This is a genomic window from Enterococcus sp. 3G1_DIV0629 (assembly GCF_002141285.1).
Taxonomy (GTDB): Bacteria; Bacillota; Bacilli; order Lactobacillales; family Enterococcaceae; genus Enterococcus_B; species Enterococcus_B lactis.
In genome coordinates this window covers 976,591-1,000,771 of the sequence record NZ_NGLI01000001.1, presented here as the reverse complement: position 1 = coordinate 1,000,771, position 24,181 = coordinate 976,591, and the positions used below count along the sequence as shown (strand labels likewise).

At 36.8% G+C, this 24,181-nt stretch carries 22 protein-coding genes; 12 read left to right on the top strand and 10 right to left on the bottom strand.

All coding sequences use genetic code 11. The annotated features are described in order from the left end of the window. Window positions 1-76 precede the first annotated feature (76 nt). The 7 genes from A5816_RS05135 to A5816_RS05105 form a co-directional block, all read right to left on the bottom strand. A complete protein-coding gene (locus A5816_RS05135) occupies window positions 77-724 on the bottom strand; it encodes a PepSY domain-containing protein (RefSeq protein ID WP_002336406.1) in 648 nt (215 codons plus the stop codon). 233 nt (window positions 725-957) lie between these two features. Next, entirely contained in the window at window positions 958-2,124 is a 1,167-nt protein-coding gene (locus A5816_RS05130; RefSeq protein ID WP_002290735.1) for a cyclopropane-fatty-acyl-phospholipid synthase family protein, read from the bottom strand. A 150-nt stretch (window positions 2,125-2,274) separates the two neighbouring features. Continuing rightward, window positions 2,275-3,090 carry a hypothetical protein gene (locus A5816_RS05125; RefSeq protein ID WP_002400235.1) on the bottom strand — a complete coding sequence of 272 codons (816 nt, stop codon included), beginning with the start codon at window positions 3,088-3,090 and terminating at the stop codon, window positions 2,275-2,277. Between the two features lie 12 nt (window positions 3,091-3,102). Further along, window positions 3,103-3,954, bottom strand: coding sequence for a sugar ABC transporter permease (locus A5816_RS05120; RefSeq protein ID WP_002290731.1), 852 nt, complete (start codon window positions 3,952-3,954; stop codon window positions 3,103-3,105). 3 nt (window positions 3,955-3,957) lie between these two features. Continuing rightward, complete coding sequence (locus tag A5816_RS05115) at window positions 3,958-5,259, bottom strand: carbohydrate ABC transporter permease (RefSeq protein WP_086310883.1); 1,302 nt, start codon at window positions 5,257-5,259, stop codon at window positions 3,958-3,960. Between the two features lie 147 nt (window positions 5,260-5,406). Next, on the bottom strand, window positions 5,407-6,666 hold the full coding sequence (locus tag A5816_RS05110; protein ID WP_002306680.1) for an extracellular solute-binding protein: 1,260 nt from the start codon (window positions 6,664-6,666) through the stop codon (window positions 5,407-5,409). Window positions 6,667-6,768: 102 nt separating this feature from the next. Then, window positions 6,769-8,535, bottom strand: a complete 1,767-nt coding sequence (locus A5816_RS05105; RefSeq protein WP_086310882.1) for a glycoside hydrolase family 13 protein — start codon at window positions 8,533-8,535, stop codon at window positions 6,769-6,771. Between the two features lie 406 nt (window positions 8,536-8,941). On the opposite strand from A5816_RS05105, the gene A5816_RS05100 reads away from it, so the two are divergent. From A5816_RS05100 to A5816_RS05080, 5 genes are all read left to right on the top strand, one after another. After that, window positions 8,942-9,790: a YitT family protein gene (locus A5816_RS05100; protein WP_086310881.1), complete on the top strand. Its 849-nt coding sequence runs from the start codon at window positions 8,942-8,944 to the stop codon at window positions 9,788-9,790. A gap of 103 nt (window positions 9,791-9,893) precedes the next feature. Further along, complete coding sequence (locus tag A5816_RS05095) at window positions 9,894-10,328, top strand: VOC family protein (protein WP_038398940.1); 435 nt, start codon at window positions 9,894-9,896, stop codon at window positions 10,326-10,328. Window positions 10,329-10,504: 176 nt separating this feature from the next. After that, a complete protein-coding gene (locus A5816_RS05090; RefSeq protein WP_002290719.1) occupies window positions 10,505-10,915 on the top strand; it encodes an organic hydroperoxide resistance protein in 411 nt (136 codons plus the stop codon). Window positions 10,916-10,971: 56 nt separating this feature from the next. After that, a complete protein-coding gene (locus A5816_RS05085; RefSeq protein ID WP_086310880.1) occupies window positions 10,972-11,412 on the top strand; it encodes a MarR family winged helix-turn-helix transcriptional regulator in 441 nt (146 codons plus the stop codon). Window positions 11,413-11,561: 149 nt separating this feature from the next. After that, window positions 11,562-12,599: an AI-2E family transporter gene (locus tag A5816_RS05080; protein ID WP_086310879.1), complete on the top strand. Its 1,038-nt coding sequence runs from the start codon at window positions 11,562-11,564 to the stop codon at window positions 12,597-12,599. 131 nt (window positions 12,600-12,730) lie between these two features. Here A5816_RS05080 and A5816_RS05075 read toward each other — a convergent pair whose 3' ends face one another. Continuing rightward, window positions 12,731-13,963, bottom strand: a complete 1,233-nt coding sequence (locus A5816_RS05075) for an LPXTG cell wall anchor domain-containing protein (RefSeq protein WP_086310878.1) — start codon at window positions 13,961-13,963, stop codon at window positions 12,731-12,733. A gap of 147 nt (window positions 13,964-14,110) precedes the next feature. Here A5816_RS05075 and A5816_RS05070 point away from each other — a divergent pair, with 147 nt between their 5' ends. Further along, on the top strand, window positions 14,111-15,664 hold the full coding sequence (locus A5816_RS05070) for a helix-turn-helix domain-containing protein (RefSeq protein ID WP_086310877.1): 1,554 nt from the start codon (window positions 14,111-14,113) through the stop codon (window positions 15,662-15,664). A 110-nt stretch (window positions 15,665-15,774) separates the two neighbouring features. Here the strand turns inward: A5816_RS05070 and uxuA are convergent, their stop codons facing one another. Together uxuA and A5816_RS05060 are read right to left on the bottom strand one after the other, a co-directional pair. Beyond that, complete coding sequence (gene uxuA, locus A5816_RS05065; protein ID WP_086310876.1) at window positions 15,775-16,860, bottom strand: mannonate dehydratase; 1,086 nt, start codon at window positions 16,858-16,860, stop codon at window positions 15,775-15,777. Further along, window positions 16,860-18,497 (bottom strand): mannitol dehydrogenase family protein, encoded by a 1,638-nt coding sequence (locus A5816_RS05060; RefSeq protein ID WP_086310875.1) that lies wholly within the window; start codon window positions 18,495-18,497, stop codon window positions 16,860-16,862. Before A5816_RS05060 ends, uxuA begins: the two co-directional genes overlap by 1 nt. 183 nt (window positions 18,498-18,680) lie before the next feature. Here A5816_RS05060 and A5816_RS05055 point away from each other — a divergent pair, with 183 nt between their 5' ends. The 6 genes from A5816_RS05055 (at window position 18,681) to A5816_RS05030 (ending at window position 24,139) form a co-directional block, all read left to right on the top strand. Further along, window positions 18,681-19,340 (top strand): GntR family transcriptional regulator, encoded by a 660-nt coding sequence (locus tag A5816_RS05055; protein WP_086310874.1) that lies wholly within the window; start codon window positions 18,681-18,683, stop codon window positions 19,338-19,340. Window positions 19,341-19,484: 144 nt separating this feature from the next. Beyond that, window positions 19,485-20,048 carry an alkyl hydroperoxide reductase subunit C gene (gene ahpC, locus A5816_RS05050; RefSeq protein ID WP_002400252.1) on the top strand — a complete coding sequence of 188 codons (564 nt, stop codon included), beginning with the start codon at window positions 19,485-19,487 and terminating at the stop codon, window positions 20,046-20,048. 9 nt (window positions 20,049-20,057) lie between these two features. Then, complete coding sequence (gene ahpF / locus A5816_RS05045) at window positions 20,058-21,587, top strand: alkyl hydroperoxide reductase subunit F (protein ID WP_086310873.1); 1,530 nt, start codon at window positions 20,058-20,060, stop codon at window positions 21,585-21,587. Window positions 21,588-21,856: 269 nt separating this feature from the next. After that, window positions 21,857-22,207: a DUF2200 domain-containing protein gene (locus tag A5816_RS05040; protein WP_086310872.1), complete on the top strand. Its 351-nt coding sequence runs from the start codon at window positions 21,857-21,859 to the stop codon at window positions 22,205-22,207. A 98-nt stretch (window positions 22,208-22,305) separates the two neighbouring features. Beyond that, complete coding sequence (locus A5816_RS05035; protein WP_002373323.1) at window positions 22,306-22,833, top strand: HdeD family acid-resistance protein; 528 nt, start codon at window positions 22,306-22,308, stop codon at window positions 22,831-22,833. Between the two features lie 154 nt (window positions 22,834-22,987). Then, entirely contained in the window at window positions 22,988-24,139 is a 1,152-nt protein-coding gene (locus A5816_RS05030; protein WP_002319954.1) for a cation:proton antiporter, read from the top strand. Window positions 24,140-24,181 lie beyond the last annotated feature (42 nt).

Sequence of the window (24,181 nt, the reverse complement as noted above, 5' to 3'; positions counted from 1 at the left end):
GCTCCTTCAAACAAGTTATTTTATCTAGTGTATCATGACTAAAAGAAAAATCAACTCTTGTTTTTCAACGAATTTCTTAATCATCCTGTTCGGTTGATAGTACTTCCCCTGTTTCACTATTGATCTTGACTGACGTACTTTGATTGCCATTTTTTACTTTGACTTCCCAATAAGTAGTACCTAGATCTTTATCCAGATCCCAATCGGTTGCTGTACCGCTTCCTACTTTATCGACAGCAATCTTTGCGGCTTCCTCAATCGTGATCAATTTATCAACAGCTAGACCATCTTCTTTTTTCTTTTGACCATTTTGATCCTCTCGATCTAGCGTTTCTGGATTCTCTGTTTCCATTTTTTCATTCTGAGCATCGATTCTTGCTTCATATTCTTTTTGATCATCGACACCTTCTATCTTGTAGAAGTAAGATCCCCAATCACTATCTAGTTCCAAACTAGTAATAGCAGTATCTGGATACTTATCTTTAAACAATTCAATCGCACGAGCTGCAGACACTTTGATAGCTGACTGGCCCATTGCCTCGCTCGAATTCTTTGTTTGACTAGACGAAGATGTACTTGCGTTTGTTGAGGATTCCGATACCTGAGAAGAGCGTTGTTCACTGCTGGAAGATGTATTCCCAGATGTTCCTTGATTGGTGTTTGATTGACAAGCAGCTAAAAACAAAGCCGCAAATAAACTAGTATAAATAACAGTTTTCTTCATTGATTCTATCTCCTTTATTATAAAATAGTATTCTATACAAGTATAACGAAGAAAAAAATTTCTGTCATGTTTAAAAATTAAAGAACAACGTTTTTATTATGAAAATAAAAAAGAAGCTAAGCTTTAGAGACAACCCTAGAAGTTAGACTAAAATCTCACTTCGGGAGCATCATAAAACTTAGCTTCCATTTATTAAATAATTAAATAGCTTTTAAACTGCCTTTTTATATCAATTATGCACGATGCATTGGGATATCATTATTTCCAGGTTGAACAAGCAAATATTGAATTACATCGATATTGCTTGACTCAAATGAAGCTGCACAAGCTTGTAAATATAGATCCCACATTCGATAGAAGGAATCACCCATTTCTTTTGTGACTTGATCTTGGACTTGATGGAAATTTTTTGTCCAATGTTCTAATGTCAATTGATAGTCACGACGCAAACTTTCTAAATCGATCAATTGCAAATCGTTTTTTGTAATATTATCAACTAACTCAGTAACACCAGGAACATAACCACCAGGGAAAATATATTTATTGATCCAAGCGTTTGTCGCACCGCCTTGTTGTCGGCTGATTCCATGGATCAAAGCTGTTCCTTTTGGTTTCAATAAATCTTTTACGACTTTGAAATAACCTTCAAGATTTTCAGAACCTACATGTTCGAACATACCTACACTTGTGATATGATCAAACGTTTCGCCTTTTAGTTCACGGTAGTCCATTAATAATACACGGCATTTATCTTCTAAATGTTCTTCTTTGATTTTTTTGGTGATCAAATCGTATTGTTCTTCACTTAGAGTGATCCCAGTTGCTTTGACGTTATATTCTTTGGCAGCAGTGAACATCAATGTTCCCCAGCCACAACCGATATCAAGCAACGTTTCGCCTTCTTTGATAAAGAGTTTGTCTAAAATATGATGGACTTTATTGATTTGTGCTTGTTCCAACGTATCTTCAGGTGTATTGAAATAGGCACAAGAATAAGTCAAAGTTGGGTCTAGCCAAAGTTTATAAAAGTCGTTACCTAAGTCATAATGCGCATGGATATCTTCTTTGTTTTTTTGTTTTGTATGTTTTTCTTTCTTTGGCAGCCATTTTAGATAATCTTTTCCTCGTAAAAAGCTGTTTGCTTGCTGATAAGCATCGTTGATCAATGCTTGGATACTTCCCTCGATCTCGATTCGATGATCCATATAAGCTTCTCCTAGTGCCAAAGAAGCGTTGCTTGTAATCTCTTTCATTGGGATTTCTTCATGGATATTGATTTTGATTTGGGGAGGAGTGTCCGTATCTCCGTATTGTTTCGTTGTACCGTCCCAATAATTTACTTCGACAGGGAGCGAGAAAGAACGTGAAAATAATTGATTGTATAAAGTTTTCTCTAACATGATTTTCCTCCTTAAAAAAACTACCCTATTACGTTAATACTAAAAAAGAAAAGAATCAACTAAGAAGTTTAATTTTTTCAGAAATTTTTCAAAAACTACTTTATTTTTCATTTTTTTCACATTCATTGTCGCACAAATCACTTAAACTTGTCATTCGACACGCTTATCTTTGAATTTTGTCTTAGCAAAAACCCATAAAAGCAGCAAGACAGTTATCATTGTTTGGACACTTAGCATCAAGATAAAGTCAAAGTGGATAAACCCTACAACTGCTGCTACCATGGATCCTATCCCCATAACATTCAGCATCAAATTTGCACTCTCTTTGAATGTATGAATGGATGAAAGTTGGCTTTTTCTTGTCATCCACAAGAAAAAGGAAGCCCCGAATAAAATGAGACTCGTCATGACAAATAGGACAAAACCAAGACTTAAACTATAAGATAAAATGATTGTTGGACGATTACTGGCATAAAATTCTCTTTCTAAAAATCGTTGGAAATCTTCGGGCGTACGTACAGAATCTGGTTGGAAAGATGGACTATAATTCATCGTATAGCGGCGTATACCAGATTTATCCTTTTGTTGGATCACCCATTGTTCCTTCTCAAAATCAATAAAAGTTCCATGATCGGATTGTTGTTTCTCAGATAAAGACACACCTACCAAAATTTCAGGGGTCACAGCTATCGTTTGTTGCGATGATTGTAGCCCAGTTTTAGATAATTCAAGTTCAGAAAATTTTTTGGTTCCTTGTTCATCGATCAGCGAATGAACGGATAGAAATTGTTCTAATGGAATCGCTTGGATCTGATTGGCGTAAAAAAGAGTCACAGGCATGACCATCAAGGAAACTAAAAATACAAATATCAAGAAAAATTTAGGCCATGATAATAGTTTGCGTCCCGCAAACACTTGAGTTGGCGTACGTAAAGTGGAAAAATAATTTAACGGAAATGTTTGCATGATCCTCTGCTCCTATCCTTTTGTTCCGCCAGATGTCAGGCCGGTAACAAAGTTCTTTTGTAAAAAGAAGAATAATAGACAAATCGGTAAAGCAATCAAAATTGCTCCAGCAGCAAAGAGGGAGACCCTTTGATTTGTCACATCAGAAATAAATGTTTGCAGGCCGACAGCAACAGTCTGATTTTCAGGTGTTCGAAGCAAGAACTTCGCTAACATGAAGTCGCCAAATGGTCCCATGAATGCCCATAATGCTTGAACGGCGAGCATTGGTTTGACAAGAGGTAATACAATCTGGAAAAAAATCCTGAAATGCCCTGCCCCATCAAGTTTAGCAGATTCATCTAAATCTATTGGTACTGTGTCAAAGTATCCTTTCATCAACCAAGTATTCATTGGAATCCCACCGCCTATATAGATCATCGTCAAGAACCAATACTTATCTAGCGCCTCTAATAGGAAAGCCATGACATAAAAGGCAGTCAATGCTGCCATAGTCGGTACCATCTGAATCACTAAAAAGAACATCAAACTTGATTTGCGGCCGATAAAACGATAACGGCTATACGTATAGCCAGCTAAAGTTACTACAGTTACTTGTACGATCATCGTTAGGACAGAGATGATTAACGTATTTTTATACCAAGTCCCGTAAAGTGTTTCACTGAACAGCCGCGTGAAATTCCCTAAAGTCCAGTCGCTTGAAAAATCCAAACTGAAAGCCGCAATGTTTCCTGACTTGAAGGCAGTACTTGCTGTAATCAAAAGTGGATAGATAATAATGACTGATAACAGCAAAAGAAAAAAGTAAGTAAAAAAGTGAGAAAGCCGTTTTTGGAATCGTGCACTCGAATGAAATTTTTTCATTGTTTAATCCCCCATATTGAACGCATTTGTCTTTTTGAACACTAGCAAAGATACGCAGATAACGATGATGGAGATAATCAACGTGATGGCTGAAGCCATAGAATACTGCGGAGAAGTTCCAGTCGTAAGTTTATAAATCCATGAAATCAGGATATCAGTAGAACCAGCTCCTCCACCCACGCTTCCGGGGCCTCCATTGTTAAATAGGTAGATCATAGAAAAATTATTGAAATTCCCAGTATATTGGGTAATAAACGTTGGTGCTGCAACTAGAAATACAGCTGGGAGTGTGATATTTGAGAAACGTTGCCATGCATTTGCTCCATCGATTTTTGCTGCTTCATACAAATCTTCAGAAATCGACTGTAAAATCCCTGTAACCATTACATAGATATAGGGAAATCCTAACCATCCTTGAACTAAGATGATTGCCACTTTCGTCCAGTTCGGGTCCGTTTTCCAAGAGATTGCACTGATATCTACAAAAGGAAGCTGGTTTATGAAAGGAATCACTTGAGTATTGATGGCACCTACGCTATCGTTGAATATATTCGAAAAACTCATGATAGTAATAAAAGCTGGGACCGCCCATGGTAATAAGAAAATGATACCGAAAATACGTTTGAATTTAATAAATTTCTGGTGAGCAACAACCGCTGTGAGAATACCAAGGGTGATTTGCAAAGTTGTTGCACATAACGTCCAGATCACGGTCCATGAAAAGACTGCAAAAAAAGTATTGCGATATGAACTCAAGAAGAAGATGCTAAAAAAGTTTTTAGCCCCTACCCAATCAATCAAACTGGCTGGTGGAATATGATTAAAGTCATAATTGGTAAATGCAGTAAATAATGTGACTAAGACTGGGAAAATGATGGTAAAAATCATGAGAAGATACGCGGGAAGTGTCAATAGATAAGGAAAACCTTCATCACCTACATTATGTATGACTTCCTTCATCGTCCGATTGATTTTTTTGCCCTCTTTACGCATCCTTGCTACTCGATAGGCGTCTAAAAGATTCAAAGCGTAAAAAATCAAGAAAATGATCGTAATGATGAATTGCAAAGTGCCTTCAATCAAAATAAATAATGAATGATCTTCCATTGGTATACTTCCCAAAGTAACCAATCCTATCAATGCATGAAATCCGCCCAAGAACATCTGACCAATGAATAGGACGAATATGGCGAAAAAAACGATACCTTTAAAAGTTTGGCCATTTACAAACTGCCCCATCCCCGGAATAAGTGAACAAAGCGTGATTTTTTTTTCGTTGATCTGGCTTGTTTTATCTTGCTGCATCTGAATGCCCCCTCTAAACTTGCTAAACCGCAAACTACTTTTAAGATAATGGCAACAAGAGCAAGATAATTTCCCATCTCGCTCTTGCCACCTCTATCTGAAGCACCTGTTCCATTTTTTTATAAAAATGGACGGTTATCATTTTAATCAGTATTTTTGTTCTATGGCTTCACTGATTGTTTTCACTGCTTCATCTGCGGATTCTTTTGGTGTTTTTGAACCTGATGCTGCATCGAACATCAAGTTTTCTGCACCTGTCCAAACTTCACCCATTTCTGGGATGTTTGGCATTGCTTGAGCTGTTTCATATTGTTCGATCACAGCTGTTGTTAATTCATCGTTTTTAGCCTTGGCTGTTTCCCGAGCTTGTTGGTTTGCAGGGATTTCATTTACCATTTCAAAGAATTTCTCTTGATTCTCCTGATTCGTTACATAATCGAGCCATTTTTGAGAGAGATCTTTGTTTTTAGCGTAATTGCTGACTACCCATCCTTTTCCTCCGCCAAATGGTTGATAAGGCTGTCCATTGTTTAGAGTAGGGATTTTTGCAACGCCATAATTGATATTGTTTTCTTTGTATGTTTGCGCTTGCCATGGGCCGTCAATAATTGCTGCAGTTTTGTTGGACATGAATTGCTGGCTGGCGAAGTCTCCTGCACTTTTTATGTCTTGCATTCCCTTAGGCCAAACATTTTGGAACCAATCTGTTGCATAAGAAATTCCTTCTACAGCACCTGCATTATTCAAACCGATATCAGAAGGATCTGTACCATCATCACCGAATACATAGCCACCGTAACCTGCAATCAAACCATAGGAATAATAAAAGTCAGTCCATTTAGCTAAAAATCCTGTATTTTTTCCTGCTTCTGACTCAAAAGCAAAACGACTGTCTTTGGATAGATTTTCCAAATCTTTAAACGTCGCTGGTGCTGTATCGACTAAATCTTTGTTATAGTACAAAACAAGGGTCTCGATTACTGCAGGCTCTCCATAGATTTTTCCATCATAAGTCACTTGGGCTTTGTCTGTTTCATCGTAAGCTGATTCATTTCCCAGTTTTACTTCCGCCAGATGTCCTTGCTGTCCTAACGCACCGATCCGGTCATATGCTGCCATCATAACGTCAGGTCCCTTTCCAGCAGGCCCATCTAACGCTAATGATTCCAACTGATCGAACATGTCCTTTTCTACCAGCTTGATCTTCACATCGTTTTCTTTTTCGAATGTATCTTTTATTTCGTTTATATAATCTTTATATCCAGAATCAACGGAGACTGTTAACGTTTTTCCTTCTTCCGCTTCCCCTTCTGCTGAAGAATTACCATTGCCACAAGCCGCTAATCCGCCTAAGATTCCTAAAGAGACTAACCCTAACCCTAACTTTTTCGCGCTTCTTTTTTTCATCTTCATTTCCTCCTGTGTATTCAACGTGCTGTTACACCATTATTATAATGGGCACAAATCTTTATTTGCAAACGCTTTCTTGTTGTTACCGGTAACAGTTTTTCAGCACATAATCAAAAATCCGTATTGCTGTATCTCTGCTTTTCCATCTTCTAATAACTGACAATTTTGACTAAGAATAACCTCATTTTCCTGTTCTACTATCCAAGGTTCTACTGACTGACTGAAGTAAATATGGATAATCTGCCCCTGTAGTTCACGTATAAAATAAAGCTTATCTTCACGATCATTTACTATTAGCCATTGGGTAGCCCCTTCAGAAAGAATCTTAGACAACTGTTTTCTAAGAGAAACGAGTTCTTTTATAAAACCAAACAGTTCTAAATCTTGTTTTTCTTTTTCCCAGACCATACATTTCCGACAATCTGGGTCTTCTCCACCAGTCATCCCTACTTCTGTCCCATAATAGATACAAGGAGATCCTTTTTGAAGAAACATAAAAGTCATCACAGATTTCATCAATTCCTTATTCCCATTACAAAGAGTCAAGATCCTTGCAGTATCATGAGAATCTAATAAGTTAAATGTCCCTTCGTTCACCTGATCTCTGTAAAGCATTTGCTGATGATTCATTCCGCTAACCATTTGCGAAGCTGTAATTTTCTTTTTTGCAAAATAATCTTTAATTGAATCTGTAAATGCGTAATTCATTACTGCGTGGAATTCATCCCCTTGCAGCCAAGCTTGTGAGGAATGCCAGATCTCTCCTAGGATATAGATATCAGGTTTGATGACTGTGACTTCTTCTCTGAATTTTTTCCAAAAATGATGATCCACTTCATTAGCAACATCTAGTCGCCATCCATCAATATCGAATTCTTTTATCCAATAGGTGGCAATGTCTAGTAAATATTTTTGAACCTCTGGATTTGCTGTATTTAGTTTGGGCATAAATGGAGTAAAAGCAAAAGTATCATATGGGATATTTTCAGCAGTTTCTGGCACATCAGTCATCTGATAGGAATCTACTGGGAAAAAGCGGATATGGAACCAGTCTTTATAGATTGATTTTTCTCCGTTTTCGAGTACATCTTGCCATTGGGGCGAATGGATACCCATATGATTGAATACAGCATCAAACATGATACGTATCCCTCGTTTATGAGCTTCATCAATTAATTTTTTTAAAAGTTTTTTATCTCCAAACGCGGGATCGACTTCATAATAGTCGATCGTATCGTACTTGTGATTGGATGTAGCTTTAAATATGGGACAAAAGTATATTCCATTGATACCAAGGTCTGTCAAATAATCCAGATGATCCATCACACCTTGTAAATCCCCGCCAAAGAAATCTTCACGATCTGGCTCTTTGCTTCCCCAAGCCAAAGTATGCTCGGGGTCATTTGCTTTATCCCCATTTGCAAATCTTTCAGGAAAAATTTGATACCATACTGTTTCTTTCACCCATTCTGGTACAACGAAGCGATCAATTTGGTGGAAATAAGGCATTCGAAAATAAAAATTTGATTCAGCAATCACATTTTCTCGATAAGGAAAAATTCCTTGATCACCATAGAAACAATCCGTGCTGTCTTCTCCAATAACATGGAACGCGTATTGTAATCGTCTTGTTTCACTTGTCAATTCAACTTCCCAATAATCATGAACATTTGTACTTAAACATTTTTTCATTGGTCGTTCTTTTTGATACCATTTTTCAGTTGTTATGGTATATGGATCTCCGCTTAACACATATACTTTTTTGATATCATTCTTCCGAGTACGAAGCCGGATACGGAATTTTGTATTCGTATATAGAAATGCATATTCACTTTCCGGTCGATGATAAATTGCAGCTGTGTCCATTGATTTCCTCCTTGCGATTTAATATTACGTCCTCACTATAAGTGATAGAGATAGAAAAGACAACGCTTTCAAAAATGTTATCGGTAACAGTTTTTTTGACACTTTTCCATTACTTTTTAAACGAATTCAACAGTTAATGAAAAAACTTTTAAAAGTTTTCAAGCTATTTTCTACCTATTTAGAGTTCTATAGTTATCTTAGTTTCTCTGCTTCTCTGCTCTCTATATTCGATACTCCTAATTAAAAAAAGTTTTTTAAGAGTTTTTATTTGATCGAGTAATTTTAGATAAGTTAAGTACCCCAAATTAGCCAAGCCTAATTTTTTTCTTAAACTAAGTTAACTTATAGTGAAAAATAAGTTATAATAAGATAAGAATACTATTAATCAACTAAAGGAAGTGAATAAATGAAAGAAACAAGACAATTTATATGGACATATGCCAAGATTATTTTTGCCCTCTTTATATTAGGAGTCGCTATCAATATGTTTTTAGGGCCTCATCATATCGCTGCTGGTGGTGTCAGCGGACTAGGAATATTACTGGAAGCTGCTTTCGGTTTTGACCGTGCTATAGTCATTTTAGTATTGAATATCGTTATGTTAGTGCTAGCTCTTCTATTTTTAGGTAAAAAACCTTTTTTCAAAGTGCTTTTTGGAAGCTTAGTTTTTCCTTTGATCATCGCGGTAGTTCCAGAGATGATGATCACTTCAGATCGGTTGTTATCGGTCATTTTTGGAAGTGCGATTTTTGCTTTAGGAGTGGCCATCTTATATAAAAATAACTCTTCCAGTGGTGGCACGACGATCCCTCCCCTCGTTTTTAAAAAATATTTCCACTTGAACACTTCGATCGGCCTATTTCTTACAGATGCTTTCGTCGTTTCTCTCAATCTGTTTGTTTTTGGAATAGAAGAATTTCTTTACGCTATTTTATCTATTGCAATCACTTCAATTGTCATGACCTATATCGAAACAGGTATCAATCGGAAGAAATCCGTCATGGTCATGAGCGAACATTCTTTGGAAGACATCCGCCTTCGCTTAAGTGCTGAAATCGGACGCGGGCTTACCTTGTTGGAGGCAAAAGGCGGTTATAACCGAAAGTCAAAAGAAGTGTTATTGATCGTTGTGACCGACCAAGAATTTTCTCGAATGAAACCTCTGATAGAAGAAATTGATCCAAGCGCCTTTGTCATTGTCAACAGCGTAGCAGAAGTAATGGGACGCGGATTTACTTATCATCCAATCGAATGAGTTGGTAAGTAATCAATCCCATTCTTTTGAATGCGTTTTCTTTAACTGGTATAATAATAGAAGAAGTAAGTAAATGCACGATTGAAAAAGAGAGGAGATTTTTATGCATAAAGGAACAGAAATCGATTTTGTAGTAAACGACAGTTTGAAAGCTCTAAAACTTTATCGAACGATCTTTGATGAAATAGAACTGATTGAGGCAACAGAGTATCCTAGAGGCAATAATGAAGTCATTTTTTCCTTGTATGGCACGCGGTTCCATATGCTGGATGAAAATCCACCCCTTGGTCTGACTGCCCCTACTGCTGAACATCCAAATACGATCTGGTTCAATATCATCGTCTCTGACATTAAGGACACACATAATAAAGCATTACGAAATGGCTGTGTAGAGATCCAAGAAATGACAGAAATGATGGACTTTGGTGTGACCAATTCGATGTTCAGGGATCCTTTTGGTTATTTATGGATGCTTCATCAGGTTCATCGTGAAGTAAGTTTTGAAGAAAGAAAACAACTTTTTGAAAAATATATGTAAAGTTTATGATGAGATTAGTTCTTGTCACTGATATTTTTTGTAAATGTTCTTATTAGAGGAAGCAAGTTTGTTCCATTTGCTTTCTCTTTTTTCCTTGAACAATCAATTTCTTTGCTTTTCATAATTAAGTTGTGTACAATTAAATTGTACCAAATATAATAAAAGGTGGTAATCTTATGAAAAAAATGTATTCTACAAAAATGATCAACACAGGCGGACGTTCTGGAGAAGTTCATAATCCTGATCACACATTCGAATTAAATATTGCAGCTCCTGGTAAACGTGTTGAAAACGCAACAAATCCTGAACAATTGTTTGCAGCTGGTTTCAGTGCCTGTTTCAACAGTGCATTGGAGTTGATTAAACAACAAAAAAATATTTCTGGCGCTTCTACTGTCAGCGCACAAGTTTCTCTTTATTCCGAAAGTGAAATGAGCTTTGTCTTAGGCGTAGAGATTGAAGGATCTATCGAAGGTCTTTCTCTAGAAGAAACCCAAGAATTATTAGAAGCTGCACATAAAGTGTGCCCTTATTCAAAAGCGACAGCTGGAAATATCGAAGTTACTCTAAAAGCTGTTAGTGAATAGACTTTTTTGTGTAAATCCGCTATGATACACTATAGTAAAACAGCGGAGGTGGAAAAATGGAAGATCTATATTTAGCTAATCAAGTATGTTTTCCTTTATATGCCGCCTCTAAGGAGATCATCAGACACTACACTCCCCTTCTCAAACCGCTGGATCTTACCTATACCCAGTATCTTGTGATGCTAGTTTTATGGGAAAAGAAAAAGACTACAGTGAAAGAGCTAGGAAATGATTTGTGTCTGGATTCTGGTACGCTAACTCCCTTACTGAAGAAGTTAGCAGAAAAAAATTATATCAAGCGTCAGCGTGAAACGGATGATGAAAGAATCGTAAATGTTACGCTCACTTCTCAAGGAGTTGCGTTGCAAAATCAAGCAGAAGGTATTCCACAAAAGATCAAGTCTTATCTTCCACTTGAACAGGAAGAATTGGATACACTGCAACATCTGACCCGAAAAATGCTAGATAATTTTCATCAAGACCAGAAAAAGGGCTGAAACTGCTAGATGAACGATTTTATGAGGAAAACCAACTCATAAGATAACGTCATTTAGCAGTTTTTCTTTTTGCTCTTTCCCTTTCTTATTTTCGTATTCCATCATATAATGAATAACGTGTTTATTTTTGTTATTTGGAGGTTGTCAAATTGTCCGTTTATCAGCGTTTTTTGGCGAATGAAAAAATACGCCGCCTCACTGTTTTATTATCTGTCATTTTTGTACTTTTCTTAGTAAAAAGTATGATTACAACCATTTTACTCACATTTATCTTTACTTACTTGATGATCCACCTTGTTCAAATCATTCAGCGATTTGTCCGAATTCCTACAGGTATTTTAGCCATCATGATTTATACATTGATCGTTTATCTTATCTATCTGGCATTCACAAAGTATATCCCGATGCTTATTCATCAAACATTCGATATGATCCAATCTGTTATTGATTTTTACGAGCATCAACCAAAAGATGCAGATCCAGTTTTACAATACATCCACAATTATATCGAGCGGAACGATTTCTTTGAACAGCTTCAAAATGGTGCGTCAATTGCGCTTGGCTATTTACAAGATATAGGAAAACTGGCAGTGGCGTTCGCTATGTCGTTCATCTTAAGTTTCTTTTTTATGATTGAAAAGCAAAAAACGATTTTATTCTCACGGTTATTTCTAAAAAGTGAATTTTCTTGGTTCTTTCAAGATCTATATTATTTTGCCGATAAGTTTGTCAACACATTTGGCTTAGTATTAGAAGCTCAATTTATTATTGCTCTTTTAAACACTCTGCTCACAACTATTGCCTTGGCCGCATTTGGCTTTCACCAACTGCTGAGCTTAGCAATTATGATATTCATTCTAAGTCTGATCCCAGTAGCAGGCGTTATTATTTCTTGTATCCCTCTATCTTTCATTGCTTATTCCCAAGGAGGAATCAGAGATGTTGTTTATATCCTGATGACGATTTTGGTTGTGCATCTGATCGAATCTTATGTACTGAACCCAAAATTGATGTCTAGCAAAACAGACTTGCCGATTTTTTATACATTCGTGGTCTTGCTTGGTAGTGAAAGATTCTTTGGCGTTTGGGGATTGATTGTCGGCATTCCGATCTTCACCTTCTTTTTAGATGTGCTGAAAGTGAAAAAGATTCCAAATCATTCACCAAGAGAAACAGATCTCCTTTAAATTAAAAATGAAGAAAGATAAAGTATGAACGACCCCAAATATCAGATTTCAATCTGGTATTTTGGGGTCGTTTTCTGGATATTTCTTTTTATTTGAAAAATGCGTTCACAGACATTCTTCAAATGTCAGTGTCATCTATTTTGTTTAAATCTTTTTACAGAAAACATTGTTGTTATACTTAATAGAATGATTCCGCTCCACAGTATGACTTTATTGTGTGCTTCTCCAGATTTTGGTAGCTGTTTATTTTTCGTATTAGGACTAGCAAGGATTGTATCTTTGCTACTTTTTAAAGTCTCAGCTAGGTGAGGTCTATCAAATCGTTGTGTGTGTGTATTCTGCTTTTCTTCATTTATTTGTCGAATGGTTGTATTTATTTTTTGACTCTCTTTCTTTTCATCCTTTTGGGTGCTTATCTCTTTTGCCGTTATATTTGTTTCAGGTGTTTTTTCTGGCATTTCTGGGGCCACATCTGGCTTTTCTTCTGGAAACCCATTTGGTGTTTCTGGATTCTCAACCCCATTATCCGTGTCTGGTTTTTCTTCTGGTCTTGCTTCGTTGCTAGAGTCCGTATCTGGTTCTGGAGTCACATCTGGTGTTTCTGGATTCTCAGTTTCATTATCTGTGCCTGGTTTTGTTTCCGGTATTGTTTCGTTTCCAGAGTCTGTATCTGGTTCTGGACTGACATCTGGTTTTTCTTCGGGAGTTGTTTCAGGTTTTGATTCATTGTCTGGCTCTGGCTTCATTTCTGTATCAGGCTCTTCACCAGGTTCTATTTCCGGTTGCTGTTCTCCGTCTGGATTTTCTGTAGGCGGTATATCAGGCTTGTTTTCATTTTCTGGTTTATCCGTTGGTTCCCCAACAAGATCTCCTCCTCCTGAGTCGATTGCTGAATCTTGCTCAACTGTCTGCCGTTGACTATACGGCGTCAGATAATGAAGATCGTTCGGTGACCCATCTGATACTTTGACAGTAAACAGTGCTGGTTTTAGCAAGTCCTGATTTAATGTGACGGTGAAAGTAAATGTTGCTTGCTTGTGTTGGATAGACAAAGTATTCTCGTCATAACTGATCAATAAAGCAGGGTCAACATTCTCAAATGTAACAGCTGATTGTCGTATCGGTGCTAAGTCTCCCGAATAATCAACTGTTGCTTTGATGGTCACTGTTTGTCCTTTTTTTAATTTTGTGACACCTGAATTGAAGGAAGAAAATTCATCTTGGAAAGTAATTCGATTAACATTGGCCCATTTGATTTCTGCCCAATTTGCTGTTCCTATCTCCTCTGTATGCACTGTCTGATTTATAGTAAGCGATAAGCTTAAGGCTGTAAATGTTGAGATTAAGATGGTTGGATATCTCATAACTTTCTCACTCCTTGATTTTTTTGTATGCAAGAAATAAGATAGTAGAGATTGTACCTATATGTTTACTGTATTTTTGTCTAGATTCATGAAAAAAACAGTAATATTTTCAAGTTTTAACAATTTAACTAAAAAGGAGCGCCCTTCATGCAAACCCAAGAAGCGATAAAAACGTATCTTTTGAAGAAAAAAAGCAATATAAAATTAGATATTTTTCTTTTCCTGTCTGAACATCGTTTCTTTATTACTACACAATATTTAGCAGATCATTTCCATATGTCTGAATCAAATTTTTTATTATACATCAAAGAATTAGAACAAGATTTTGAGCGTCTAAATCTAACAAAACTGCATATTGATAAACAAAAGCCTTTTTTGAAGTTGAATTTTGAAGGAATTGATCCGGCTTATTGCTACTATCGTCTATTTGGAAGGTACTGCAACGAATCGGTCAGTTATCAGATCTTGACTTCTTTGTTCAGTTGTCAGACAAATTCGATTATTAGTTTAAGTCAGCAAACGAATTATAGTGCCTCTTATCTGTATACGAAAATGAAAAAAATCAATGCATTTTTAGCATTGTATGGTTTGTCTGTCTCCTTTTCTAATAATGGAAGAAAGTCCTTTTCTGGAAAAGAAGTACAAATCCAATATGCAGCATTAGATATTTATTGGAATATCTTTTCAAGTACTGCTACAGATTTTTATGATGAAGATCCACAGGTAGTTGCTTTTATGATGAATACTTTTTTTAAAAAAGAGGTACTTGACCGACTGAATAGCGGTATGATGGATAAATTGTATTTGCTGTTGAAAATATGTAAAGAGAATTTTCCGGCTACTTCTGTGAAAGGTGTACAAAGAGAATTTGAGGAGTATGAATATATTGACTTTTTTATTGATCCCTCTGTCGATATTTTGCGCCCCAATCTGCCAATTTGTCGCGAACAACGCATCTTAGTGAATATTTTAGCTCGGCTCTCTATCACGAAAATCGAATCAGAAAAAACAAGTTTGGAGCAATACGAACTTTTAAGAAAAGCAAATGTTCCTCATGTTCTTTATTCAAGAAAAATGGTGGAATCCTTTTGTACAGTATTTGATTTGTTTATACCTGAAAAAGAAAAAATTCTTTACTCGTTGGCGTTCGCACGAAATAAACTTTATAATGGATTTCTTAACTTCAATCAACCAAATACGCCCCTTCCTACTTTTATGCTTTATCAAGAGCATAACGTATTGAAAGAAATCCAAACAGCTATCGAACGATTTTACATGGATTTCAGAGAACAAAATCAACATATGCTGCCAGATATTTTAGAAAAAGAAAATGTGCTATGGATGGTCGAAGATCTAGTACATTTATATGATCGTTACAAAAAACAACCGCTGATCGTGATTGGTGTGAACTATACGCGTGATTTTTATATCAGTAAAGATTTGATTGTTAAGATAGAACAAATTTTTTCAAATGAATCGATCAAAATACAAAACGATTTTATGGAGAACTGTAACATCGTTATCAGTGATTGCCCTTTGAAACAGTTGCCTTCCCACATCAAAAAAATATATATTTTAAAGGGAATCATCACACCAGAAGATTGGAAAAAAGTGATTATGAGGATTTCAGAATACATTTTTGAATTAAAAGAAGAGGCTCTTATGAACCAATCGGAAAAAGAAAATCAAGATAACCTCTAGTTCCTAGACCAAAGAAGTGACATAAATCCGAATGCTTTTTAACAGTATACGGATTTATGTCACAAAAGTTTGAATATCTTTTTCGTTTACATAATAAAATTATAAATTATTTACTGGTTTTCTTTGCGTTCATTTCCTTTTTCAATTGCTTCCCATAATCCATTTAGATATACCGCACCTAATGCTCGATCATATAAGCCATATCCTGGTCTTCCTGTCTCATTCCAAATCATTCTGCCATGATCAGGGCGGATGTATCCGTCAAATCCATTGTCATACATTGTTTTTAGTATACGGTACATGTCTAATGAACCGTATTCTGATTTATGCGGTGCCTCATAGAAATCTCGATTAGCTAAAAATTTGATATTTCGAACGTGAGCAAATGGGATCCGGTCTCTTTGGCAAAATTCTGCTAAAATTTCATACACATCATTTTCTGGATCTTCTGCAATACTTCCTGTACAAAGAGTGATTCCGTTAGAAGGACTGTCTACTACTCGGCACAACCAATCTAGATCTTCTCGATTCTTTACGATTCGAGGTAATCCAAAAATCGAGTACGGCGGGTCATCTGGGTGTACAGCCATTTTGACCCCTACCTCTTCACATGTCGGGATGATTGATTGAAGAAAATAGGCAAAATTTTCTCGAAGTTTTTCTTCGTCTACTGATGCATACGCTTCAAGCAAAGATTTGATATGAGCTAAGCGTTCAGGTTCCCACCCCGGCAACTCGAATTCATTGCTGGACTGTTCGATGCGTTCGACGATTTCTTTTGGATCATCTGGAATATCAGCGGATATAAAAGCTAACGTAGATGAGCCATCTTCTAAGCGGTAATCAAGATCAGATTTGACCCAATCAAATACAGGCATAAAATTATAGCAGATGACTTCTATTCCATATTCTGACAAGTTTCGGATTGTCTGCTTATAGTTTTCGATATACTGCTCACGGGACGGTAATCCAATTTTAATGGCATCATGCACATTGACGCTTTCGATAACCTTTAGTGTCAATCCACGAGACTCAATTTCTTCTTTTAATTCTTTGATCCGTTCCCTAGGCCACACTTCTCCTACTGGTATATCCATCAATGTGCCTACAATACCTTTGACTGCAGGTATTTGTCTGATTTCATCTAAAGTAATCTTTTCCTCTTGCGAACCGTACCATCTAAAAGTCATTTCCATTATAAAGTTCCTCCATGTTCTTGTAAGTAATTCTGTAATGTTTTTCGTACGGCATTGGGTCCTGCCAACATTTTGATGAACATTTCTTCTATTTTTCTGCCAATCTCAGCTTGATAAAGATCTACACCAAAAATTTCTTTATTTGACAAAATAGGAGTAATTTTCTCTTGGAGATGTGAGGTATCTTGCGTACCCAATTGAATATCAGAAAGCCTGTGCTGAAGTTCTATCAGCAAAGGATCTGGACTCGGTGTGAATGGTTTTCCTTGATCATCAAGGCCAATAAGGTATCGAAGCCAAGCAGCGAGAATCAATGGAATGAACACAAGAGTCTGCGGGTCCTTATTTTCTGTTTCCATATATTTTTTAATCGTCTCACCGTAACGAATCGCCACCTTTTGAGAGGTATCCGTGGCGATTCGCTGAGGCATGTCAGGAATATTTGGATTAGAAAATCGCACAGTGACTACTTCTTCAAGAAAGGTCTTTGGATCAATGATTCCAGGCGATTCTACGACTGGAAGACCTTCATTGTACCCGATTTCAGAAACTAACAGCGACAAATCTGGATCATTCATCTCCTCAGCTATACTCCTATAACCCAGTAAACAACCCATAATAGCTAAAGCCGTATGCAAAGGATTAAGACATGTTGTCACTTTCATCGTATCTGCTTTATCTACCGTTGCACGATCAGTCAAGAACACTCCAGCTTTTTCGAATCTGGGACGTCCGTTTGGAAAATGATCTTCCATGATTAAATAATGGATGTCTTCTGTATTGACGAATGGCGCAATATTGGTTCCCTTTGCGGTTTGCAAGATCGACATATTTGAAAAGCCTTCTTCTGACAACATTCTGCTAACTGATATGGAAGGATTCGGGGTAATACGATCAATCATTGTCCATGGAAACGCAACGATTTCTTCATTCGATAAGTATTGTATAAATGTTTCTGGTACATAACCCTCCTTTTGCCATTCTTTTGCGATCGTTAGCAACGAAGTACGTAATTGACTGCCATTTTGTGAAAAATTATCTGTAGAGACAAGTGCAATCGGCCAAGCTCCCGATAAAAAACGTCTATAAAGTAGTGCAGCAAGAATACTCATCGTATGTGATGGCTTTTTCGGACCGTTTTTTATATCAACTGCAATCGGTCCTATATATTTATTACTTGTATCTTTCAATCGATAACCTTTTTCAGTAATAGCAAAAGTAACTAATTGTAAACTCGGATTTTCAAAGTGACCAATCATCTTAGCAAAGTGTTCCGAGCAATCTGGATGACAATACAGACTGTCGGCTGTCGCAGCTAATACACGTTTGACAAATTTTCCACTGCTTGGCATGACCACTTCAAGAATCAAATCATCAAACTCTCGGTAAGCCTTTTCAATTATTTCTTCATCGAATGTTTCACAAACAATGACACCAGTAGGCAATTCGCCTTGATCCGCTAAACGTTGAGCGATTTCTGCATGAAATCCTCGATAAAGATTTCCGCCACCAAAATGGATCCAGACAGGATTTCTTTGTCCGGTTTCTCTTAATGATGCACGGTCAAAATGAGGTATTTCTACTTCTTTTTGAGATAATTCAGGAATAAAGTTCTTCCAGTTGTTTAAATCAATCATTTTTCCCCTCCTAAACTAACATATCAGTTTTTGTCTTCAAATGAATTTTATGCAATAAAAATCGCTATGTCAATCAAAATTTTACTATTTATACAAATTTGCGAGTTAAAGTGACATATCAGATTGTTTTTCAGATCTCTTCTGTTATACTACGTTCATAGAAATGATTTTGGAGGTATAAAAATGAAAAGTAGCTTGCAATCTCAAGCTTATCAAGCGATTCGTAAACAAATCATCTATGCGGACCTAGAACCTGGAAGGAAAATATCTGAAAAAGCGTTGGAGGAGCATCTTTCTATCGGCCGGACCCCCATTCGCGAAGCATTGATTCAACTACGTCAGCAAGAACTCGTGTACACAGTTCCTCAAAGTGGTACGTATGTGTCAAGAATCAATCTCGATTCTGCAGAAAATGCTCGATTTGTTCGTGAACAATTAGAACAGCAGATCATGATCGAATGCTGTTCCAAATTGGACAATCAAACACGAATAGTGTTAGAAACGATTTTAGAAGAACAAGAAAAAGCAGCCCAAATAAAGGATGAACGTGCGTTTTTTCGTGCAGATAATTTATTTCATGAAGCTTGTTTCGAAATTGCCGGCAGAAAAGAAGTTTGGAACTGGTTAGATGACCACAATACCCATTTAGAACGTTTTCGTTGGTTAAGAGTGACCATCCAAGGGCTTCCATGGGAAACGATCATGGAACAACATGAAGATTTATTCAGAGCATTAGTCGATAAAAAACCAGAAGAAGCTCGTTTTCAAACGGGATTGCACTTGCACATGATGCTGAAAGAACAAGAAACTGTCACTCAACGTTATCCTGAGTATTTCAAGTAGTTGTATTTTCTTGTGCCTCTTCCATTTTATAATTAACCAGCGTTTTTGAGTAATCTTTATTAAATAACAAAATATTCATTGACTTTCTAACTCCAACTAAATTACAATTATTATAAATAAATAATTATTATTGGAGGTTTTACTATGTCATTGATTGGGAAAAGAATCGAAGAATTTAACGCTCAAGCTTATCATCAAGGAGAATTTTTAGAAATTAGCGAGAAAGACCTTATGGGGAATTGGAGCATCCTATGTTTCTACCCAGCAGATTTCACTTTTGTTTGTCCCACTGAACTAGAAGACTTACAAGAACAATACAGCACCTTGAAATCTTTGGGCGTTGAAGTCTTTTCTTGCTCTACAGATACCCATTTTACTCACAAAGCATGGCATGATACATCAGATGCTATTGGTAAAATCGAATACACGATGATTGGCGATCCTTCGCATCGGATTTCTCGTATTTTTGATGTGTTGGATGAAGAACAAGGATTAGCTCAACGAGGAACATTTATTATTGATCCAGACGGCATCGTTCAAGCCATGGAAATCAATGCAGATGGAATTGGTCGTGATGCTAGTGCACTGATTGATAAGATACGGGCTGCTCAATATGTACGTACCCACCCAGGTGAAGTTTGTCCGGCAAAATGGAAAGAAAGTGGCGAAACATTGAAACCAAGTTTTGATCTTGTTGGAAAAATTTAGGTGGTCGACATGTTAGATAAAGAAACTAAACAAAACCTCGAACAATATTTAGCACTGATTGAATCTCCTATTGTTTTTTCTGTTAGTTTGGATACTAGTGAAAATAGTCAAAAATTAGCAGAATTTACGAAGGAAATATCAGAAATGTCTCCTAAAATCTCTTGGGAAAAAAAAGAGTTGACGCGGACACCTAGTTTTTCTATCAGCCCTCTTGGCAAAGAAAGTGGAATTGTTTTTGCTGGTATCCCCTTCGGTCATGAATTTGCTTCTTTTTTACTAGCACTGTTGCAAATTAGTGGACGGGCACCGAAAATTAGCGAATCTTTGAGTCTCAAAATCAAACAAATCAAACAAACGCTGCATTTTGACAGTTATGTCAGCTTGACTTGTCATAATTGCCCCGATGTTGTACAGGCATTGAATATATTAGCTGTATTAAATCCAAATATTACTCATACGATGATTGAAGGCGGTATGTTCCAAAAAGAAATCGATGATAAACAAATCATGGCAGTGCCAACAGTGTTTTTAAATGGTGAAGAATTTAGTAGCGGACGCATGACGATCGAACAAATCGTTGAAAAAATCACTGGTCCTTTGGTTGAAGAAGAATTATTTGAAAAAAAACCTTATGATGTATTAGTGGTCGGTGGCGGACCAGCAGCTAGTAGTGCAGCTATCTATGCCGCACGTAAAGGAATCCGCACAGGGATTGTTGCTGACTCCTTCGGTGGACAAGTCGTTGAAACCCTAGGAATTGAAAATATGATTGGTATCCCTTACACAGAAGGGCCAAAATTGATGCAGCAAGTAGAAAATCATGTGCGTAGTTACCCTATCGATATTATGATCAATCAACAGGCTGTTTCCTTAAATAAAGAGCAACATTTTATCAATATCGGCTTGGCTAACGGCATATCACTTCAAGCAAAAACGGCAATTATTGCGACAGGTGCACACTGGCGTTCTATCAATGTACCGGGCGAAAAAGAATTTAAAAATAAAGGAATTGCTTATTGTCCACACTGTGACGGTCCTCTATTCAAAGGAAAAGAGATTGCTGTTATCGGTGGTGGTAATTCTGGTGTTGAAGCAGCAATCGATTTGGCTGGGTTAGCAAAACATGTATATGTTCTAGAATTCTTACCAGAATTAAAAGCAGATCAAATCTTACAGGATAAACTAGTCTCTCTTGCGAATGTCACTGTTATCAAAAATGCAGCGACGAAAGAAATCAGCGGTACGAATCAGGTAGAATCTCTCTCCTATATCGATCGCCGTACGATGGAGATGCATACGCTAGCTGTTTCAGGAGTATTCATTCTAGTCGGCTTACTTCCTAATACGGATTGGCTAGATGGAACGATCGACATGAACCCAAGAAATGAAATAGTGACCGAGAAAAATGGCGCAACGAATATCCCCGGCGTTTTCGCAGCTGGTGATTGTACAGATAGTCCATACAAACAAATCATCGTTTCAATGGGTTCAGGAGCTACTGCAGCTTTAGGAGCATTCGATTATCTGATGCGCACTTGAGCTATGAAGATTGTGCAAAAAACAGATAGAGGTTGTGAGCCTGCCGTTCAGCTCCGAGTCACAAGGAACAATTTCAATAAACAGTTTCTCATGTTTGTTGAATATTGTGACCTGTGACCGAGGAATCACCGTTTATTCGGAAAAAAGGATTGTGACAAGAATTTTGTCACAATCCTTTTTGTCTTTTTTTTTTTGAATCATCACTTTTTCTTCTCTTTTTTTTATATACTATAGTAGTAAATAGTTTGAGAGAAGAAAGGTGACTGATTATGGTGCAAAATCGTATTTTTAAGACAAGTTTTGCAAGCGTTTATCCCATGTATGTAGCAAAAGCAGAGAGAAAAGATCGTACAAAAGAAGAAGTAGATGAAATCATTTGCTGGCTGACGGGTTATTCCCAAACAGAACTAGAAGATCAACTACAAAAACAAGTGACTTTCGAACAATTTTTTGCGGAAGCCCCTGCCCCCAATCCTTCTCGTTCTTTGATTACAGGTGTTGTTTGTGGTGTGCGAGTAGAAAATATCGAAGATAACTTGATGAAAGAAATTCGTTATTTAGATAAAATGATCGATGAGCTAGCAAAAGGCAAAAAAATGGAAAAGATCCTCAGAAAATGATTTCCCCCAAGAAGCTCTTCTCCTTCGCTCATCTTGTAACGTTTGATTTGGTAAAATGACTAGTTCACGTTAAAATAAGTCAAAGGAGGTTTTCTTATATGTTTGAGACGATTAAACAAAATATTCAAAAATACGCCTTATTAAGAGCTGCTGTTTATATTATTTCTGGGATTGCGATTGTGCTAAACCCTTCTGCTGTTTTTCATTTTATTGGTTATCTGATCACCGCCTATCTTGTTTTGCTTGGGTTGTTGAATCTTTTTGAGGCTTACCGTTTTAAAAGGAAAACAGGTTCTTGGAGTATCGGTCTGTTTAGTGGTCTTTTTTTCCTGATCTGCGCGCTGATCGTTTATGCTTTTGCACCTGCAATTGTTTCTATCCTGCCGATTCTTCTTGGATTAGCTGTTATCATCAACAGTTTGTTCCAGTTGTTCTTCAGCATGAATACAAAAGCTAAAAGTTGGAGTGTTTATAGTATTCTGTTGTTGATTGGCGGATTCGTCTTATTGTTCAATCCATTCAAAAGCTTGATGGTTCTATTTCAAATATTCGGTTTCATCTTGATTTTCATGGGCATCCAGGAGATCATCAATTTTATCAGAATAAGAAAAATGACTATACGTTAATCGTTTTTAGTTATTAAAATAGACTGTTTAAAAACCAACAATCCAAAAAAAATACTTTTGGATTGTTGGTTTTTTATGAGTATATTTTCCTATTTTTTCAATAATATATGTTATGCTAAGTTCGGGCTATATTTTATACAAAGGAATGATGAGAATGGAATTTATTGGTATTTTATGCCTGATATTGATTTCAACAACGATTGGCTCACATATCTCTAGGAGATTAGGTATTCCAGCAGTAATCGGACAATTACTTGTTGGTGTTTTGCTAGGACAAGCTGGATTGAATTGGGTCAAACCGGATATTCTAGTCCATGACTTCTCGGAGATTGGTGTAATCTTATTGATGTTTTTAGCTGGTCTGGAAAGTGATTTATCTCTTTTAAAAAAATATTTCCGACCAGGCATGTTTGTTGCTTTGCTTGGAATCATCTTCCCTGTTGTTTTTGGCTGGCTAACAGGCGAGGCATTCCAAGTTTCGGGAAATGAAGCGATTTTCTTTGGAATTATTCTTGCAGCAACTTCTGTCAGTATTTCAGTTGAAGTATTAAAGGAACTAAACGTGGTGAATACGAAAGAAGGCTCAACTATTTTAGGTGCTTCTGTTGTAGATGACATTTTAGTCGTTTTAGTCCTAAGTTTCAGTCTATCTTTTCTCACTGGGGAAGCTTCTAGCAATGCTTCTTTACCGCTTGTTTTGATTGAACAGCTCGTTTACTTTGTTTTTATTTTCTTATTAGTCAAATGGATTGCACCCTTCTTGCTTTCATTTGCAGAAAAAGTGTACGCAAATTCTTCTATTATCATCGTATCGCTAGTTATTTGTTTAGGTATGTCTTACGTAGCGGATCTTGTGGGTCTTAGTTCTGTCATTGGTGCCTTTTTTGCTGGGATAGCAGTCAGTCAGACGAAGGTCAAAGAAGAAGTATACCACAATGTTGAAGCTTTAGGATATGCAGTATTTATACCAGTATTTTTTGTCAGTGTAGGATTAGAAGTTGATTTTTCTGACTTTGGTGAGCAGCTGCTCTTTATTTCTATATTGACGCTTGTAGCGATTTTGACCAAATTGCTTGGAGGGTATTTTGGTGCTCAGATTGCCGGTTTTTCTCAACATAGTTCATTGATGGTCGGTGCTGGTATGATTTCGCGTGGAGAAATGGCTTTGATCATTTTGCAAATTGGACAGCAAAGTCAATTGATCGAACCACAGTACTATTCACCTTTAGTAATCGTGATTTTATTAAGTACACTTATTTCTCCACTTGTTCTGAAATATTTTACAAAAAAAGTTTATGAAGTGTGAGTGATCTAGAAAGAGGTCGTGAACCTGTCGTTTATTCGAAAA